Source organism: Humibacillus xanthopallidus (assembly GCF_044793955.1).
Taxonomy (GTDB): domain Bacteria; phylum Actinomycetota; class Actinomycetes; order Actinomycetales; family Dermatophilaceae; genus Humibacillus; species Humibacillus xanthopallidus_C.
This window is the reverse complement of sequence record NZ_CP084995.1, coordinates 2,159,956-2,178,511: the sequence shown is the minus strand read 5'-3', so window position 1 is coordinate 2,178,511 and position 18,556 is coordinate 2,159,956. Positions and strand designations below refer to the sequence as shown.

Genomic DNA, 18,556 nt, shown 5'->3' with positions numbered 1-18,556 from the left:
CGGTCAGTCCGAGTCGCCCGCGGCGGAGACCGAGGCGAACGCCTCGTCGTGGCGGGGCGTCACGCCATCGTCGCCCTCGTCCTGCAGGGCGCGCTGGCGCTCCACCTCGACGAGGCGGCCGGCGCGCTGACGCTCGAGCGCCGCCCCGATGAGGCCGGCGAAGAGCGGGTGCGCACGGTTGGGCCGCGAGAGGAACTCGGGGTGCGCCTGCGTCGAGACGTAGTAGGGGTGCGTCTCGCGGGGCAGCTCGACGAACTCCACGAGGGTGCCGTCGGGCGAGGTGCCGGAGAAGACGAGACCGGCGGCCTCGAGCTCGCCGCGGTAGGAGTTGTTGACCTCGTAGCGGTGGCGGTGGCGCTCCTTGACCTCGGCCTGCCCGTAGGTCGCGCGGACGACGCTGCCCTCCTTGAGGGCCGCAGGGTAGAGGCCGAGGCGCATCGTGCCACCGAGATCACCGGCGCCCTCGACGAACGCCTTCTGCTCCTCCATCGTGGCGATGACGGGGTGCGAGGTCTCGGGGTCGAACTCCGTCGAGCTCGCGTCGGCGTTGCCGAGCACGTTGCGGGCGTACTCGATGACCATGCACTGCAGGCCGAGGCAGATGCCGAGCGTCGGCACCTGCTTCTCGCGGGCCCACGTCAGTGCACCGAGCTTGCCCTCGATGCCGCGCACCCCGAAGCCACCGGGCACGAGGACCGCGTCGACACCCCCGAGCGCCTTCTGGGCCCCGGCCGGGGTCTGGCACTCGTCGCTCGCGACCCAGCGGATGCGCACCCGGGCGTCGTGGTGGAAGCCGCCGGCGCGCAGCGCCTCGGTGACCGAGAGGTAGGCGTCGGGCAGGTCGATGTACTTGCCGACGAGCGCGACCTCGACGTCGTGCTCCGGGTCGTGGACGCGTTGGAGCAGCTGGTCCCACTCGGTCCAGTCGACGTCGCGGAAGCCGAGGCCGAGGCGCCGGATGACGTAGGCGTCGAGGCCCTCGCGGTGGATCACCTTGGGGATGTCGTAGATGCTCGGGGCGTCGACGGCAGCGGCCACGGCCTCGACGTCGACGTCGCACATGAGCGAGATCTTGCGCTTGATCGCGTCGGGGATCTCGCGGTCGGCGCGCAGCACGAGACCATCGGGCTGGATGCCGACCTGCCGCAGCGCGGCGACGGAGTGCTGCGTCGGCTTGGTCTTGAGCTCGCCGCTCGGGGCGAGGTAGGGCACGAGCGAGACGTGGAGGAAGAAGCTGTTGTCGCGGCCGATGAGGTGACGCACCTGGCGAGCGGCCTCGAGGAAGGGCAGGGACTCGATGTCGCCGACGGTGCCGCCGATCTCGGTGATGATGACGTCAGGGGCGTCGGGCGCGCCGGTGGCCAGGGCGCGCATCCGCGAGACGATCTCGTTGGTGATGTGCGGGATGACCTGCACGGTGTCACCGAGGTACTCGCCGCGGCGCTCCTTGGCGATGACGTTGTTGTAGACCTGGCCCGTCGTGACGTTGGCGCTGCCGACGAGGTTGACGTCGAGGAAGCGCTCGTAGTGGCCGATGTCGAGGTCGGTCTCGGCGCCGTCGTCGGTCACGAAGACCTCGCCGTGCTGGAACGGGTTCATCGTCCCGGGATCGACGTTGATGTAGGGGTCGAGCTTCTGCATCGTGACCCGCAGGCCGCGCGATCTCAGAAGTCGTCCGAGGCTCGAGGCGGTGAGCCCCTTGCCGAGCGAGGAGGCGACGCCCCCGGTCACAAAGATGTGCTTCGTCGTATCCACCACGGGCTTTGAGTCTACGTCACTCGGCGGGGGTCGGGGCGCAGCGTCCCATCCGCTGGCGCGTCTGCTCGCGGGTCGTGGCTCACGGCGCCGGCTGCCGCTCGCCCCGGGATCGCCGGGGCGCGCTGGACGCGGCCTTCGACGCCCCCCGTGAGGCGGCCGCGGCCTTCGGCGGGCGGGTGCCGGCCGACCGTGTCGTGGCGCGGCTGGCCCGCGCTGCGGCGGTCTGGTCGACGAGGTCGCCGGCGTGGGCGAGGCCGGCCTCCGAGTCGGGGTCGCCGCCCATCATCCGCGACAGCTCGCGCAGGCGCTCGTCGCCCTCGACGACGCTGACGCTGCTCGAGGTGACGCGGCCGTCGTCGGACTTGTGCACGACGAGGTGACGGTCGGCGAAGGCGGCCACCTGGGCGAGGTGGGTGACGACGATGACCTGGGAGTGCTCGGCCAGGGCCGCGAGGCGGGCGCCGACGTCGAGGGCCGCGCGTCCGCCGACGCCGGCGTCGACCTCGTCGAAGACGAACGTGGGTGGGCCCGTACGCTCTGCCTGCCCGCGGGCAGGCCCGGGACCGCGGCCGCCGGTCGCACGGGGCGCACCGGGCGCCCCCCGGTCGGCTCCGACGACCTCGAGCGCGAGCATGACGCGTGACAGCTCGCCACCGGAGGCCGCCTTGGCCACCGTGCGCGGCGGCGCTCCGCGGTTGGCCGCGAGCAGGATCTCCACGTCATCGATCCCCAGGCGCGAGAGGCGGACTCGCTCGCCGGTCGGCAGCTCGACACCCTCGGGGTCGAGCCGGTGGCGCACGGCCACCTCGATGACGGCGCTGCCCATCGCGAGGTGTGTGAGCTCCTCGGAGACGAGCGCACCGAAGTCGGCGGCCGACCGGCTCCGCAGCTCCGAGAGCTGCACGGCGGCGGCGACGAGGTCGTCGCGCAGCACGCCCACCTCGGCCTCGAGGGCGGTCACGCGGTCGTCGGCCCGCACCAGCTCGTCGAGGCGGGCCGCAGCCCGCCCCGACCACTCGAGCACCTCGTCGACGGTCTCGCCGTACTTGCGCGTCAGGCCCGCCAGGGTGGAGCGACGCTCCTGCACGTAGTCGAGGCGCTGGGGGTCGAGCTCGACGTCCTCGAGGTAGGCCGCCAAGTCGGCGGCGAGATCACCGACGAGGGTGCCCACCTCGTGGAGGCGCTCGTCGAGCTCACGCAGGGCGTGGTCGTGCACGGCGCCGGGGGCGAGCGCGGACCGGGCCGACCCGACGAGGTCACGGGCGCTGCTCACGGGCTCACCGGCATACTCGTCGCCCGTGAGGTTGGAGAGCGTCTGGCTCGCCGCGAGGCGCAGTGTGTCGGCGTGTGCGAGGCGCTCGTCCTCGGCGCGCAGCGCGACGTCCTCACCCGGCTGCGGGTCGATGGCCTCGATCTCCTCGAGCGAGGCGGTGAGCGAGTCGATCTCGCGGGCACGCTCGCGGGCCTCGGCCACGAGTCGGGCGTGCTCACGGTCGGCCGTGCGCCAGGCGTCGAAGAGCTCGCCCACGGTGTCGCGCAGGGTGGCGAGCTCGTCACCCGCGAAGTCGTCGAGGACCTCACGGTGCGCCTCGCCCTGGCGCAGGCGCCACTGGTCGGCCTGGCCGTGCACGGCGACGAGCATCTCACCGAGCTCGGCGAGCACCCCGACCGGAGCGGTGCGCCCTCCGACGTGGGCGCGGGAGCGCCCGGCGGCCGCGATGCTGCGGGCGATGACGAGCTCTCCCTCGTCGTGGTCGGCCCCGGCCTCGGCCGCCCGCGCGAGGGCCGGGTGCCCGAGCGGCAGCTGCACGACGCCCTCGACGAGCGCGGAGTCGGAGCCGGTGCGCACGAGGCCGGAGTCGGCGCGCTCACCGAGCAGCAGGCCGAGCCCCGACACGACCATCGTCTTGCCGGCTCCGGTCTCGCCGGTGAGCACGTTGAGCCCCGGGCTCAGCTCGAGCAGGGCGTCGTCGATGACGCCGACACCGCGGATCCTCATCTGGCTGAACACGGCACCACCTTAGGGTCGAGCACCCGGTGCCGCGCTGACGTCGTCCCCCGCGGGAGCGGAGGGCTGCCCGTTGCCCCGCCACCCCGCGACCGACAGGTCGAACTTCGCCACGAGGCGGTCAGTGAAGGGTGCCTTGCTGAGCCGGGCGAGGCGGATGGGCCGGGATCCGCGCCGCACCTCGATGCGGGCACCCGGCGGCAGGTCGACGTGCCTGCGGCCGTCGCACCACATCACGCCGGCTCCCTCGTTGGCTGCCTTGATCTCGATGGCGAGGTGCGTGTCGGGGCCGAGCACGAGCGGACGGGAGAAGAGGGCATGGGCGGCGCTGGGCACGACGAGGATCGCCTCGACCTGGGGCCACACGACGGGGCCACCGGCGGAGAAGGCGTAGGCCGTCGAGCCGGTCGGGGTGGCGACGATGACGCCGTCGCAGCCCCAGCTCGAGAGCGGCCGGGCGTCGACCTCGAGGGTGACCTCGAGCATGCGCTCACGCGCCGCCTTCTCGACGCTGACCTCGTTGAGTGCCCAGCTGCTCGCGATGAGCTCGCCGTCGAGCTTGGCGTCGACGTGCAGGGTCATGCGCTCCTCGACGGCGTAGTCACTGCGGGCGATGTGGTCGACGGTGGCCTCGAGGTCGTCGCGCTCCGCCTCGGCCAGGAAGCCGACGTGGCCGAGGTTGACGCCGAGCAGCGGGGCGTCGACCCGTCGCGCGAACTCGGCTCCCCGCAGGATCGTGCCGTCGCCTCCGAGCACGACGATGAGGTCGCAGCCCTCGGCCGCCTGCTCCTGCACCCGGGCGACGTGCACGCGGGCGCTGTCCTTGAGGTCGAGCGCGCGGGCCTCGTCGGCCTGCAGCGACACGTCGATGCCGAGGCGGGTGAGCCGCTCGATGACCCCCTTGGCCACGGCGAGGGCCTCGGGTCGACGCGGGTGGGCGACGAGCAGGATGCGGCGGCTCACTGGTCTCCCTCCAGGTCGATGGCCCCCAGCATGTCACCCGGGTCCGACGGCGCGGCGCCGGGGCGCGCGGGTCGCAGCCAGAGCAGGAACTCGCGGTTGCCGTCTCCCCCGGCGATCGGGCTGGGGAGCGCCCCGTGCAGCTGCAGCCCGAGCCCCATTGCGACACCGACCACCTCAGCGAGCACCCGTCGTCGCTCGTGCACCGAGGTGACGACACCGGTGCGGCTGAGCCGCTCGCGTCCGACCTCGAACTGCGGCTTGACCAGCACGACGAGGTCGCCGTCGTCGCGCACGAGCGCGCGCAGGGGCCCCAGCACCACGGTCAGGGAGATGAAGCTGAGGTCGGCCACGACGAGGTCGAAGGGGCCACCGAGGGCGTGCGCCTCGACCTCGCGCACGTTGGTGCCCGGCAGGTCGATGACCCGTGGGTCGGCGGCGACCTCGGCAGCCAGCTGGTCGTGGCCGACGTCCAGGGCCGTGACGTGAGCGGCCCCGTGCTCGAGCAGCACCTGGGTGAAGCCACCGGTGCTCGCCCCGACATCGAGACACCGCCGCCCCGCGACGTCGATCGGCCACGTCTGCAGGGCGTGGAGCAGCTTGAGCGCCGCCCGACCGACCCACTTCTCCGGAGGCCGCGTGAGCACGATGGCGGTGTCGGGCCGCACGGGCAGGGCGGGCTTGACCGCGCAGACCCCGTCGACGAGCACGACGCCGGCATCGACGAGCTCCCGTGCCTGGCCCCGCGACCGCGCGAGACCGCGGGTCACGAGCTCGGCGTCGAGGCGGCGTGCGGTCACGCGCCACCGAGGTCGCTGAGACGGCCCTGCAGCACCCGGTGCGCACGCTCCCCCGCGTCGATGCGCTCGGTCAGGGTGCCCGACTCGGCACTGGCGAGCTCGACCATGGCGGCGTCGACGACGGGGTCGCCGGTCACCGGCGCGCTCGGGACGGCCCGCTGGGGCGGGTCATCGTCGACCTCGGGGGCGGCGTCGTGGTCCGTCGCGTCCGCACCGCTCTCGCCCTGCGCCCCGATGCCGTATGCCGGGTCGTGAAGATCAGGGCCCGCGTCGGAGCCCGCGTCGGCGGCGTCATCGGCATGGTGCGGATCGAGGGACTGCATGGGTGCCTCCTGGGTCGAGCGTGCTTCCACGCGGGTCACGCTACCTGCCAAGGCCGCCCCGGGTCAGTCGCCGACCGGCCCCGCCGACACCCGGTCGAGCACATCCCCACCGGCGCGGAGCACGGCAGGGTCGCGGGGGTGCGTGGAGGCAGTGTCGCGATGCTCGAGCAGGGCGGCCAGACCGGCTCGCACCACCTCGATGGGCTGCGCGTCTGCGGGCTCGAGGTGCAGCAGGCCTCCCTCGATGCGGGCGGTCGCCGAAGCGCACCGCCACGTGCCCTCGAGGGTCAGCGGCACGGCATACGGCTGCAGGAGCCCGGCGAGCGAGGCGATGACGTAGGTCGGGTGCAGGTCGGTGGCGAGCAGGTCGCTCGGCCGGTCCACGCCCGTGAGCACCCAGGCGGAGTCGAGCCCCGCGGCGCGGGCGCCGGCGATGTCGGTGTCGAGGCGGTCGCCCACCGCGAGCGTGCGCTCCTTGGCGCAGCCGAGGCGTTCGACGGCGAGGTCATAGAGCGGGGCCTCGGGCTTGCCGGCGGCAGCCACCGGCGACTGCCCGGTCGCCGTGCGCAGCAGGTCGACGTAGGCGCCGTTGCCCGGTGCCGTGCCCCACTGCAGCGGCAGGGTGGTGTCACCGTTGGTCACCACCCAGATCGCGCCCTCGGCGAGGGCGCGGGCGGCGACCTCGAAGTCTGCGACCGTGAGCTGACGGCCGAGCCCCTGGAGCACGGCGGCGACGCCGTGCTGCGCTGAGACCTCGGTCGGGGACACCGGTCGCAGACCCTCACGGGTCAGTGCCCAGGACACGCCTTCGCCACCGAGCGCGAGCACCGCCGCGCCGGCCGGCACTCTCCGCGAGACGATCGCCGCCCCCGCTTCGGCGCTCGTCACGACGTCGGCGTCGCCGGCGGGCGCACCGAGGCGCCGCAGGTGCTCGGCCACCTCGGCCGGCACCCGCGACGCGTTGTTGGTCGCATAGAGGACGTGGACGCCGCGGGTCGTCATGTCCTGCAAGGAAGTCGGCGCCCCCGGCACCGCCTCCTCACCGCGGTAGACCACCCCGTCGAGATCGCACACGACGGCGTCGTAACCCGCGATCGGGGCGACGCCCGCCGGGTCCGTCATGCTCGCGACTCAACGTCCGTCGGTCGTTGAATCGTCGGAATCCTCGTCGTCGGAGTCGTCCTCATCGGAGTCGTCCTCGTCCTGGTCGTCAGCGGCCTCGTCGGCCGCATCCTCGGCGAACTCATCCTCGGTGTCGTCGGAGTCCTCATCGGAGTCCTCATCGGAGTCCTCGTCCTCGCTGACGTCCTCGAGCGGCGTCGTCTCCTCCTCGCCTTCGAGAAGGTCGGTGAGATCCACGCCGTCGAGCTCGTCCAGCCGCTCGGCCGCGTCCGTGGTCAGCTCGTGGTCGGCGTCGACGGCTCGGGAGAACCAGTCGCGCGCGACCTCGAGGTGACCCGCAGCGAGCTGGGCGTCCGCATACGCGTAGTAGATGCGTGCGGCGGACGGACGGTTCGGGTTGATGCGCTTGACGATGTCGCTGAGCCCCGCGACTGCCGCGTCGAGCTGACCCAGGTCGCGCCGGATGCCCGACACCACGATGGCCAGCTCGACCTTGTCGTCGATGGCCAGGCCCTCGACCTCAGGGCTCTGGGCGAGCTCGAGCGCCTTGTCGTGGCGACCGAGAGCACGCTCGCAGTCGACCATGAGGGGGATGAGGTGGTTGGAGCCGGAGAGGCGACGCACGGTGCGGAACTCCCCCAACGCGCGTGCCCAGTCCCCGAGGCGGTAGGCGACGAGGCCGAGCGCCTCTCGTGCTGCGGGCACGCGGCCGGCGCGGCGCACCGCGGTCTCGGCGTGAGCCAGGGCAGCCTCCGGCTCGACGTCGAGCAGCTCGGCCACCATGACGAGGTGCTGGGCCACGCCCTCGGCGTTCTCCTTGGACAGGGTGCGCAGCTGGCTCTTCACGCCGCGGTCCACCTCGTGCCCCGTGACTCCCTCGCGGATCCGCGGCTCGGGCAGCCGGGGCGACTTCGGTGTCAGGCGCGTGCCGCCACGCTGCTCGCCCTCGTAGGGGCGACCGGCGCCTCCACGCGGCCGGTCATCGCGACGCGGACCGCGGTCGTCGCGGCTGCCGCCGCTGCTGGGGCGACGGTCATCGGAGCGGTAACCGCCCCGGTCGTCACGGTTGCCGCCGCCGCTGGGGCGACGGTCGTCGGAGCTGTAGCCACCCCGGTCGTCGCGACGCGGACCGCGATCGTCACGGTTGCCGCCGCCGCTACTCGGGCGACGGTCGTCGGAGCGGTAACCGCCGCGATCGTCACGACGGGGTCCGCGGTCGTCGCGGCTGCCGCCGCTGCTGGGCCGGCGGTCGTCGGAGCGGTAGCCACCACGGTCGTCACGGTTGCCGCCGCCACTGGGGCGACGGTCATCGGAGCGGTAGCCACCACGGTCGTCACGGTTGCCGCCGCCACTGGGGCGACGGTCATCGGAGCGGTAACCGCCCCGGTCGTCACGGCTGCCGCCGCCACTGCTCGGGTGACGGTCGTCGGAGCGGTAACCGCCGCGGTCGTCACGGCTGCCGCCGCTGCTGGGGCGACGGTCGTCGGAGCGGTAGCCACCCCGGTCGTCGCGACGCGGTGCGCCACCAGACCCGGAACGCCGGTCGACAGAGCGGTAACCGCCACGGTCTTCCCGGCCGCCACCACCGCTCGGGCGACGGTCGTCGGAGCGGTAGCCGCCGCGGTCGTCACGGCTGCCGCCGCTGCTGGAGCGACGATCGTCGGACCGGTAGCCACCCCGGTCGTCGCGACGCGGTGCGCCACCAGACCCGGAACGCCGGTCGTCGGAGCGGTAACCGCCACGGTCATCACGGCCACCGCCGCCACTGGGGCGACGGTCGTCGGAGCGGTACCCACCGCGGTCATCGCGACGCGGCGCGCCACCGGAGCCGGCGCCACCGTCTCGAGACCGGTCGTCGCGCCGATCGTCGCGCCGATCGTCCTTGCGTGGCCCGGACGAACGCGGAGGACCTGACCGCCCCGCGCCGGAGCCCGCACCGCGGTGAGGGTCACGCCCCTGTCCGTCGCGTCGGTCGTCCCGGCCCTTGTTGCCGTCGTCACTCATGTCTGCATCCTTCCGCGCCGAGCTGTCTCGGCGCCACCTTCGCCTGGTCGGCATACGAAAAGAGAGCGCCCCAGTCGGATCAGTGAAGTTCCGTCTGAGGCGCTCTCGTTTCAAAATGTGTCCGGCTGCGTCCTACTCTCCCACACCGTCACCAGTGCAGTACCATCGGCGCTGAAGGGCTTAGCTTCCGGGTTCGGAATGGAGCCGGGCGTTTCCCCTTCGCTATGGCAGCCGTAACTCTATGGAGATATCAAGGTCGTGGTTATGCCGCAAACCCCCCGCCCTTCCCGGTCGTGACACCGGTGGGGGTGGGGTTTGTGTTGTTTGCAGGACCCGTTTGTATCTCGGGAACTGCACAGTGGACGCGTAGCATCTTTGTGAGTCAAGTCATCGGCTTATTAGTACCGGTCAGCTCCACACATTACTGTGCTTCCACGTCCGGCCTATCAACCCAGTAGTCTAGCTGGGAGCCTCTCGCCCTCGCGGGCCTGGAAACCTCATCTTGAAACGTGCTTCCCGCTTAGATGCTTTCAGCGGTTATCACTTCCGAACGTAGCTAATCAGCGGTGCTCCTGGCGGAACAACTGACACACCAGTGGTTCGTCCATCCCGGTCCTCTCGTACTAGGGACAGCCTTTCTCAAGTTTCCTACGCGCACAGCGGATAGGGACCGAACTGTCTCACGACGTTCTAAACCCAGCTCGCGTACCGCTTTAATGGGCGAACAGCCCAACCCTTGGGACCTACTCCAGCCCCAGGATGCGACGAGCCGACATCGAGGTGCCAAACCATGCCGTCGATATGGACTCTTGGGCAAGATCAGCCTGTTATCCCCGGGGTACCTTTTATCCGTTGAGCGACGGCGCTTCCACAAGCCACCGCCGGATCACTAGTCCCGACTTTCGTCCCTGCTCGACATGTCTGTCTCACAGTCAAGCTCCCTTGTGCACTTACACTCGAAACCTGATTACCAACCAGGCTGAGGGAACCTTTGGGCGCCTCCGTTACCTTTTAGGAGGCAACCGCCCCAGTTAAACTACCCACCAGGCACTGTCCCTGATCCGGATCACGGACCGAGGTTAGATATCCAGAACGACCAGAGTGGTATTTCAACGTTGACTCCACCATCACTGACGTGACGGCTTCACAGTCTCCCACCTATCCTACACAAGCCGTACCGAACACCAATACCAAGCTGTAGTAAAGGTCCCGGGGTCTTTCCGTCCTGCTGCGCGTAACGAGCATCTTTACTCGTAGTGCAATTTCGCCGAGTTCGTGGTTGAGACAGTGGAGAAGTCGTTACGCCATTCGTGCAGGTCGGAACTTACCCGACAAGGAATTTCGCTACCTTAGGATGGTTATAGTTACCACCGCCGTTTACTGGCGCTTAAGTTCTCAGCTTCGCCGTGAGGCTAACCGGTCCCCTTAACGTTCCAGCACCGGGCAGGCGTCAGTCCGTATACATCGTCTTGCGACTTGGCACGGACCTGTGTTTTTAGTAAACAGTCGCTTCTCCCTGGTCTCTGCGGCCGATCACGCTCGGACAGCAAGTGTCGTCACGATCAGGGCCCCCCTTCTCCCGAAGTTACGGGGGTATTTTGCCGAATTCCTTAACCACGATTCACTCGATCGCCTTGGTATTCTCTACCTAACCACCTGAGTCGGTTTGGGGTACGGGCGGCTCGAACCTCGCTAGAAGTTTTTCTTGGCAGCATAGGATCACCCTCTTCCCGCATTCGCGGTCACTATCAGGTCTCAGGCATGCAACTCAATGCGGCGGTCCGGATTTGCCTGGACCGCGCCCTACACCCTTGGACGTGGACTACCATCGCCACGCGGAGGCTACCTTCCTGCGTCACTCCATCGCTTGACTACTACCAGGTCGGGTCGTGCGCTCCACACACCCGATGGACCCGAAGGTCCGGTGGGCGTGCTTCAGGCACTTAGCATCACTCGGTTCGTCATGGGCGGTTCTTCGCCGGTTCCGGAATATCAACCGGATGTCCATCGACTACGCCTGTCGGCCTCGCCTTAGGTCCCGACTTACCCAGGGCAGATTAGCTTGACCCTGGAACCCTTGGTTATTCGGCGGACGGGTTTCTCGCCCGTCATTCGCTACTCATGCCTGCATTCTCACTCGTGTGGCCTCCACGGCTGGTTCACACCGCCGCTTCCCTGGCCACACGACGCTCCCCTACCCATCAACACGCCTGGACACCGAACCCGCAGGTGTCGGTGCCGAGCAAATATGTCAATGCCACAGCTTCGGTGGTGTGCTTGAGCCCCGCTACATTGTCGGCGCGGAATCACTTGACCAGTGAGCTATTACGCACTCTTTCAAGGGTGGCTGCTTCTAAGCCAACCTCCTGGTTGTCACAGCAACTCCACATCCTTTCCCACTTAGCACACGCTTAGGGACCTTAGCTGGTGATCTGGGCTGTTTCCCTCTCGACTACGGAGCTTATCCCCCGCAGTCTCACTGCCACGCTCTCACTTACCGGCATTCGGAGTTTGGCTAACGTCAGTAACCTGGTGAGGCCCATTAGCTATCCAGTAGCTCTACCTCCGGCAAGAAACACGTGACGCTGCACCTAAATGCATTTCGGGGAGAACCAGCTATCACGGAGTTTGATTGGCCTTTCACCCCTACCCACAGCTCATCCCCTCAGTTTTCAACCTAAGTGGGTTCGGTCCTCCACGCAGTCTTACCTGCGCTTCAACCTGGCCATGGGTAGATCACTCCGCTTCGGGTCTAGACCCAGCGACTCAAACGCCCTATTCGGACTCGCTTTCGCTACGGCTTCCCCACACGGGTTAACCTCGCCACTGAGCACTAACTCGCAGGCTCATTCTTCAAAAGGCACGCTGTCACCCCACACGTCCAACGACGGGAGGCTCCAACGGATTGTAGGCACACGGTTTCAGGATCTATTTCACTCCCCTCCCGGGGTACTTTTCACCTTTCCCTCACGGTACTTGTCCGCTATCGGTCACCAGGGAATATTTAGGCTTAGCAGGTGGTCCTGCCAGATTCACACGGGATTTCTCGGGCCCCGTGCTACTTGGGAAATCCACCGGGAGTCCACACCATTTCGTCTACGGGGGTCGCACCCTCTGTGCCGAGCCATTCAATGCTCTTCGACTATGACGCAGATTTTTTACTCCCTGCCGGCTTGTCAGCACCGACTGGCGGGTCCCACGACCCCGGACATGCAACGCCTGACAGCTATCACACACGCCCGGTTTAGCCTCATCCGCTTTCGCTCGCCACTACTCACGGAATCACTGTTGTTTTCTCTTCCTGTGGGTACTGAGATGTTTCACTTCCCCACGTTCCCTCCACACACCCTATATATTCAGGTGCGGGTGACTGGACTTGCCTCCAGCCGGGTTTCCCCATTCGGAAATCCTCGGATCACAGTCTGGTTATCGACTACCCGAGGCTTATCGCAGATTCCTACGTCCTTCTTCGGTTCCTGGTGCCAAGGCATCCACCGTGTGCCCTTAAAAACTTGAACACTACTAAAGATGCTCGCGTCCACTGTGAAGTTCTCAACATACAACCGGCACCCCACACCCACCCGAGCAAACACTCGAGCATCGGTGAGGCCCACGACCAGAAGAAACCAGCCGGCACACACCACACCCCGACGAAGCCTCAGCTCCACCAGGACGCACTGCGTGTCGCCCGATCCTTCAGGACCCAACAACGTGTCACGGACACCCACCCCGACCACCACCACGTTCCACTGTGGAGCAGAGCTCCACTTGTACTTGTGTGTGACGACCAGCGTCGATGTCCAACAATCGATGTTCCACCCTTGAGCACCCGCTGCCCCACACTCGGGGACAGACCGGGCTCTGGACCACGACACCTCCGAAGAGACCCCGTGGGCAGATGCTCCTTAGAAAGGAGGTGATCCAGCCGCACCTTCCGGTACGGCTACCTTGTTACGACTTAGTCCCAATCGCCAGTCCCACCTTCGACGGCTCCCCCCACAAGGGTTGGGCCACCGGCTTCGGGTGTTACCGACTTTCGTGACTTGACGGGCGGTGTGTACAAGGCCCGGGAACGTATTCACCGCAGCGTTGCTGATCTGCGATTACTAGCGACTCCGACTTCATGGGGTCGAGTTGCAGACCCCAATCCGAACTGAGACCGGTTTTTTGGGATTCGCTCCACCTTGCGGTATCGCAGCCCTTTGTACCGGCCATTGTAGCATGCGTGAAGCCCAAGACATAAGGGGCATGATGATTTGACGTCATCCCCACCTTCCTCCGAGTTGACCCCGGCAGTCTCCCATGAGTCCCCAACCACCTAAAAGGTGTTGCTGGCAACATGGAACGAGGGTTGCGCTCGTTGCGGGACTTAACCCAACATCTCACGACACGAGCTGACGACAACCATGCACCACCTGTACACCAGTCCGAAGACGCACCCATCTCTGAGTGATTCCGGTGTATGTCAAGCCTTGGTAAGGTTCTTCGCGTTGCATCGAATTAATCCGCATGCTCCGCCGCTTGTGCGGGCCCCCGTCAATTCCTTTGAGTTTTAGCCTTGCGGCCGTACTCCCCAGGCGGGGAACTTAATGCGTTAGCTGCGGCACGGATCTCGTGGAATGAGACCCACACCTAGTTCCCAACGTTTACGGCATGGACTACCAGGGTATCTAATCCTGTTCGCTCCCCATGCTTTCGCTTCTCAGCGTCAGTAGTGGCCCAGAGACCTGCCTTCGCCATCGGTGTTCCTCCTGATATCTGCGCATTCCACCGCTACACCAGGAATTCCAGTCTCCCCTACCACACTCTAGTCTGCCCGTACCCACTGCAAGTCCGGGGTTGAGCCCCGGATTTTCACAGCAGACGCGACAAACCGCCTACAAGCTCTTTACGCCCAATAATTCCGGACAACGCTCGCACCCTACGTATTACCGCGGCTGCTGGCACGTAGTTAGCCGGTGCTTCTTCTGCAGGTACCGTCACTTTCGCTTCTTCCCTGCTGAAAGAGGTTTACAACCCGAAGGCCGTCATCCCTCACGCGGCGTCGCTGCATCAGGCTTCCGCCCATTGTGCAATATTCCCCACTGCTGCCTCCCGTAGGAGTCTGGGCCGTGTCTCAGTCCCAGTGTGGCCGGTCGCCCTCTCAGGCCGGCTACCCGTCGTCGCCTTGGTGAGCCACTACCTCACCAACAAGCTGATAGGCCGCGAGTCCATCCCAGACCGAAAAACTTTCCACCCCCTGCACATGCATGCGAGGGTCATATCCGGTATTAGCTCCGGTTTCCCGGGGTTATCCCAGAGTCTGGGGCAGGTTACTCACGTGTTACTCACCCGTTCGCCACTGATCAGACAAGGCAAGCCCTGTCGTCACCGTTCGACTTGCATGTGTTAAGCACGCCGCCAGCGTTCGTCCTGAGCCAGGATCAAACTCTCCGTTGATGTTCAAACACCCACCACCGAAACGACGGTGAGCAAAAACTTGAACCCATGAAGGATCCGAAACCCAGCTGAAGCCGAACAAACCAGCAATAAAGCTGTTTCATCCGTTTCAACCAAAGGATAATTCACCCCGAAACCCCACCAACCACACCAAAAGGCGCGACCAGCCAGGCCCCGAGACGAGGTAATTGGCATCGATTATTTGACACGCTGTTGAGTTCTCAAGAATCGGACGCGCACCGTCACTCGACCCTGTGGGCCGGGCTTCGGGGCAACCCTTCAAACTTACCCGCCGGGGGCTTGGGAGTCAAACTCGCGATCCGCCCTCCGGGCGTCCGAGCCGACCCGCTTGGTGCCAGCGGTTCCTGCTCTCCGAAGACTACCGGACGGGCCGGCCTGCTTCGGACTGTTTGCCAACCCCGGGACCGGCCTGCTTCGCGGTGCGATCGCTCGCTCCGCCGTGGCGTCCGTTCCTCCCTGTCGGGCTGACGAAGAGAACATTAACCCTGCCCCGGCGAGAAACACAAATCCGTCCTCCCCCGGAGCGCTGATGGGGCGGATCCCGTTGTGCGACAACGGGATCCGCCCCATCAGAGGATCGGCGAGGGCCGGTTCAGCCCTTGCGTGCCGCCGCGAGGTTGCGCCGTCCCCGCTTGAGCAGCGCGACCCGGCCAGCCAGGAAGTCGCCCTCCGTCAGCACCTGGTCGGGGTCGGTGAGCTTCGCGTTGTTGAGCGAGGCTCCCCCCTCACCGATCGTGCGGCGGGCGGCGTTGCGCGAGTCGACGAGCCCGACGGCCACGAGAGCGTCGACGAGCGAGGTCCCCGCGGCGAGGTCGGCACCGGGCAGCTCGGCCGTGGCGTCGCCGAGCGTGCGCGGGTCGAGCGCGGTCAGGTCGCCCTTGCCGAAGAGTGCCTCGGAGGCCGCCTGGACGGCCGCCGTGGCCTCGGCCCCGTGCACCAGCGTCGTCACGTCCGAAGCGAGGGTGCGCTGGGCCGTGCGCCGGAAGGGCTCCTCGGCCACCTGCTTCTCGAGGTCAGCGATCTCCTCCGGCGTTCGGTCGGTGAAGACCTTGAGCAGCTTGACGACCGACGCGTCCTCCACGTTGATCCAGTACTGGTAGAAGGCGTAGGGACTCGTCATGTCCGCACCGAGCCACACGGCGTTGCCCTCGGACTTGCCGAACTTCGTGCCCGCCGCGTCGGTCAGCAACGGCGTCGTGAAGCAGTGGACCGACGCACCCTCCACCCGGTGCACGAGGTCGACGCCGGCCGTCAGGTTGCCCCACTGGTCGGCACCGCCCGTCTGCAGCGTGCACCCGTGCGCCCGGTAGAGCTCGAGGTAGTCGAGCGCCTGGAGGATCTGGTAGCTGAACTCGGTGTAGGAGATGCCCTGCTCGCTCTCGAGCCGGGCCGCCACCGCGTCCTTCTTGACCATCTGGTTGACGCGGAAGTGCTTGCCGATCTCGCGCAGGAAGTCGAGGGCCGAGATCGGTGCCGTCCAGTCGAGGTTGTTGACGAGCAGCGCCGCGTTGTCACCCTCGAAGTCGAGGAACGGGCGTACCTGCTCCTGGATGCGCGAGACCCACTCGGCGGTCTGCTCCTTGGTCTTGAGCACCCGCTCCGACGTGGGCCGTGGGTCGCCGATGAGTCCCGTCGATCCGCCCACGAGGCAGATCACGCGGTGGCCCGCGCGCTGGAAGTGCCGCAGCACGACGAGCTGCACCAGGTTGCCGAAGTGCAGCGAAGGGGCGGTGGGGTCGAAGCCGCAATACAGCGTGAGGGGTCCCTCAGCGAGTGCTTCGCGCAGCGCCGCCTCGTCGGTGGACTGTGCCACCAGGCCGCGCCACTGCAGCTCGTCGAAGATGTCCGTCACGGGTATCGGTGTCCTCTCGCCTCCGGCGGGCGCCCTGCCCACCGCGTCACAGCCTGCCGTATGCCGGCGCGACCCTTCCACCGAGATGCCCGCGGTCCCGCATGCCGGGCCGTCCGTGAGGGCTGTCCTACGAGGTGACCGTGATGACGCCCTGGGTCACCCACGTCGTGACGGAGCCCTCGAAGAGCCTGGCGCAGATCCCGATCTGCCGGCTGCCCGCAGTGGCAAACCCTCTCGTCCGGTGGACGCTGACGGAGCGGGCCTCTGTCGCATCGAGATCGACGTACTGGGGCCCGATACCGATCAGCATGAACCCGGAGGGGTCGAACGTGAACGGCCTGACCACCGTGTCGCCGGGCTCGCGGTAGCAGACGTCCGCCCCTGCCGCACTGGCTTGGCTGCCCGCCACCAGCGTGGCCGAGGCCGAGACGGAGACCTGCTGCCCGGCCGCGAGGTCGATCGAGCGCGGCGGTCCCGCGAAGGAGTAGCTCGCCGTGAGCGTCCGGTCATCCACTGCCAGGTGGCCCCCGTCGAGGGGGTGGATCGCGAGGAACGCGTCACTGCCGTCCTGACCGTCGGCCCCGTCGGCCCCGTCGGCCCCGTCGGCCCCGTCGGCCCCGTCGGCCCCGTCGGCCCCGTCATTTCCGTCGCGGCCTGCGGGGCCCGCCGGACCATCGGCCCCAGCCGGGCCTTGCGGCCCAGGCGGTCCTGCCTGGTTCCAGGACAACGGCTGCTCCGTCTGGCGGCAGTCCTGCGCCGTGATCCGCACATTGCCGTTCGTGCTGTCGACGCAAGCAGTGATCGTCGTCCCCGCATCCTGCGACGCCAGCGCCACCCCTGCGCCAAAGGCCAGCGCAACGGCGACCGCGCTCGGCAGACTCATCATGGATCGCATCTCATCTCCCCTGTCCGTGTTGCCGGTCGATGCCCCGTCATCGCGTCCTTCCGTGGTAGCACCGCAGGCGCGCCCGTGAGCACGAAACCGGCCAAAAAGGTACGTTCGCACCATCCGGGACCGTCGGCGAGAGCGTCACCGGCGTCGTCGCGCCGCCGCCTGCCGGTAGGCGGACACGGTCGGGTCGCCGTCGACCCAGAAGCGCCACGGGTAGGCCGCGCCGTCGCCACCGGGTCCGCTGACACCCACGCGAGGACCGGTCCGGACCACGGCGTCCTGCGTCGCCTCGCCCTCACCCAGCACCAGTGGCGAGTCGCAAGCACAGAGGTCGACGCCCGAGAGTGCCCCGCCCACGCCGAGCGCCGTCGTCAGCCGTCCCGGACCTCGGCACCAGTCGCGCTCGCGCACCCCGGCCCGGCGCTCGGCGGCGAGGTCGCGGCCGGCCACCACCTCGCCTGCCCGCAGCAGCACGACCTCGGGCACGTCCTCCTCCCCCGTCGCACAGCATCCAGTGGTGCCCGTAGGTGAAGTAGACAAAGGCATGCCCGGGCGGGCCGAAGACGGGCGCGTTGTGAGGCGTGGGCCTGCTGAGCACGCGCGACGCCGGGTCGGACAGACCGGCATACGCCTCGGTCTCGGTGAGGCGCACCGTCACCCCCGCGTGCCGGACGTGGTGACCCAGCAGGTCGGCGGCGACCTCGAGCACCGGTCGGGCGAAGAACCCGCGCGAGAGCCGGCTCACGCGCGGCGCCGGCGCACGGCGCCCGGGCGGTAGGCGGAGACGAACGGGTCGCCGGCGACCCAGAAACGCCAGGGGTATGCCGTGCCGTCGCCGCCCGGGCCGCTCACGCCCACACGTGGTCCCACCGCGACGTCCGACTCCGGCACGGGCTCACCTTCGGAGACGACGAGGTCGATCGGTTTGCCGAGCGCCGGCCGGCAGAAGTCGCGACCGGTGTGCTCGCCCGACATGGCCAGCGCCTGCCCGAGGCGCCCCGGCCCGCGCGCCCAGTCACGCTCACGCACCCCGCCGCGCCGGGGGTGGACGAGGTCATGGCCCTCGAGCACCTCACCCGCGCGGACGAGCACGGCGGACGCCGATCCCACCTCCCCGACGACGAGGTTGACGCACCAGTGGTGGCCGTAGGTGAAGTAGACGTAGGTGAAGCCCGGCGGACCGAACATCGGCTCCGTCCTCGGGGTCGGCCCGCGGAAGGCGTGCGACCCGGGGTCGAGACCGCCGGCATACGCCTCGAGCTCGGTCAGGCGGAGCGTGACCCCGCCGAACGTCAGGTGACGACCGAGCAGGGCCGGCGCGACCTCGACGGACGGGCGCGCGAAGAACGCGCGGGGAAGCCTGGCGTCGGACGTCAC

At 68.0% G+C, this 18,556-nt stretch carries 12 protein-coding genes, 3 rRNA genes and 1 pseudogene; 1 reads left to right on the top strand and 15 read right to left on the bottom strand.

Going from position 1 to position 18,556, the window contains the following annotated elements; all coding sequences use genetic code 11:
• Window positions 1-3 precede the first annotated feature (3 nt).
• From LG278_RS09595 to LG278_RS09565, 7 genes are all read right to left on the bottom strand, one after another.
• The gene (locus LG278_RS09595; protein WP_404393231.1) at window positions 4-1,758 is read right to left on the bottom strand and encodes a CTP synthase; all 1,755 of its coding nucleotides are present in this window, start codon (window positions 1,756-1,758) and stop codon (window positions 4-6) included.
• Window positions 1,759-1,837: 79 nt separating this feature from the next.
• Window positions 1,838-3,769 (bottom strand): DNA repair protein RecN, encoded by a 1,932-nt coding sequence (locus tag LG278_RS09590; RefSeq protein WP_404393229.1) that lies wholly within the window; start codon window positions 3,767-3,769, stop codon window positions 1,838-1,840.
• A 9-nt stretch (window positions 3,770-3,778) separates the two neighbouring features.
• Window positions 3,779-4,729: an NAD kinase gene (locus LG278_RS09585; RefSeq protein WP_404393227.1), complete on the bottom strand. Its 951-nt coding sequence runs from the start codon at window positions 4,727-4,729 to the stop codon at window positions 3,779-3,781.
• Window positions 4,726-5,526: a TlyA family RNA methyltransferase gene (locus tag LG278_RS09580; RefSeq protein ID WP_404393225.1), complete on the bottom strand. Its 801-nt coding sequence runs from the start codon at window positions 5,524-5,526 to the stop codon at window positions 4,726-4,728. The genes LG278_RS09585 and LG278_RS09580 overlap by 4 nt, the downstream gene beginning before the upstream one ends.
• A complete protein-coding gene (locus LG278_RS09575; RefSeq protein ID WP_404393223.1) occupies window positions 5,523-5,849 on the bottom strand; it encodes a hypothetical protein in 327 nt (108 codons plus the stop codon). The genes LG278_RS09580 and LG278_RS09575 overlap by 4 nt, the downstream gene beginning before the upstream one ends.
• Before the next feature lie 63 nt (window positions 5,850-5,912).
• Window positions 5,913-6,971: an HAD-IIA family hydrolase gene (locus tag LG278_RS09570; protein ID WP_404393221.1), complete on the bottom strand. Its 1,059-nt coding sequence runs from the start codon at window positions 6,969-6,971 to the stop codon at window positions 5,913-5,915.
• Between the two features lie 9 nt (window positions 6,972-6,980).
• Window positions 6,981-7,817: a tetratricopeptide repeat protein gene (locus LG278_RS09565; RefSeq protein WP_404393219.1), complete on the bottom strand. Its 837-nt coding sequence runs from the start codon at window positions 7,815-7,817 to the stop codon at window positions 6,981-6,983.
• A gap of 15 nt (window positions 7,818-7,832) precedes the next feature.
• Between LG278_RS09565 and LG278_RS09560 the strand changes: the two genes are divergently transcribed.
• Entirely contained in the window at window positions 7,833-8,885 is a 1,053-nt protein-coding gene (locus tag LG278_RS09560) for a hypothetical protein (protein ID WP_404393217.1), read from the top strand.
• 209 nt (window positions 8,886-9,094) lie between these two features.
• Here LG278_RS09560 and rrf read toward each other — a convergent pair.
• The 8 genes and pseudogenes from rrf to LG278_RS09520 all read right to left on the bottom strand — a co-directional run bounded on the left by rrf (window position 9,095) and on the right by LG278_RS09520 (window position 18,556).
• Window positions 9,095-9,211, bottom strand: a 5S ribosomal RNA gene (rrf, locus tag LG278_RS09555).
• 142 nt (window positions 9,212-9,353) lie between these two features.
• Window positions 9,354-12,493 (bottom strand): 23S ribosomal RNA (locus tag LG278_RS09550).
• Window positions 12,494-12,884: 391 nt separating this feature from the next.
• A 16S ribosomal RNA gene (locus LG278_RS09545) occupies window positions 12,885-14,414 on the bottom strand.
• The 16S, 23S and 5S rRNA genes sit together here, the layout of an rRNA operon.
• Window positions 14,415-15,027: 613 nt before the next feature.
• Window positions 15,028-16,287, bottom strand: coding sequence for a tyrosine--tRNA ligase (gene tyrS, locus LG278_RS09540; protein WP_404393215.1), 1,260 nt, complete (start codon window positions 16,285-16,287; stop codon window positions 15,028-15,030).
• 127 nt (window positions 16,288-16,414) lie between these two features.
• Window positions 16,415-17,173: a hypothetical protein gene (locus LG278_RS09535; RefSeq protein WP_404393213.1), complete on the bottom strand. Its 759-nt coding sequence runs from the start codon at window positions 17,171-17,173 to the stop codon at window positions 16,415-16,417.
• Window positions 17,174-17,317: 144 nt separating this feature from the next.
• A complete protein-coding gene (locus LG278_RS09530) occupies window positions 17,318-17,665 on the bottom strand; it encodes a DNA-3-methyladenine glycosylase (RefSeq protein ID WP_404393211.1) in 348 nt (115 codons plus the stop codon).
• 79 nt (window positions 17,666-17,744) lie between these two features.
• Window positions 17,745-17,888, bottom strand: a pseudogene (locus LG278_RS09525) (DNA-3-methyladenine glycosylase); the annotation flags it as partial.
• Between the two features lie 32 nt (window positions 17,889-17,920).
• Complete coding sequence (locus LG278_RS09520) at window positions 17,921-18,556, bottom strand: DNA-3-methyladenine glycosylase (RefSeq protein WP_404393209.1); 636 nt, start codon at window positions 18,554-18,556, stop codon at window positions 17,921-17,923.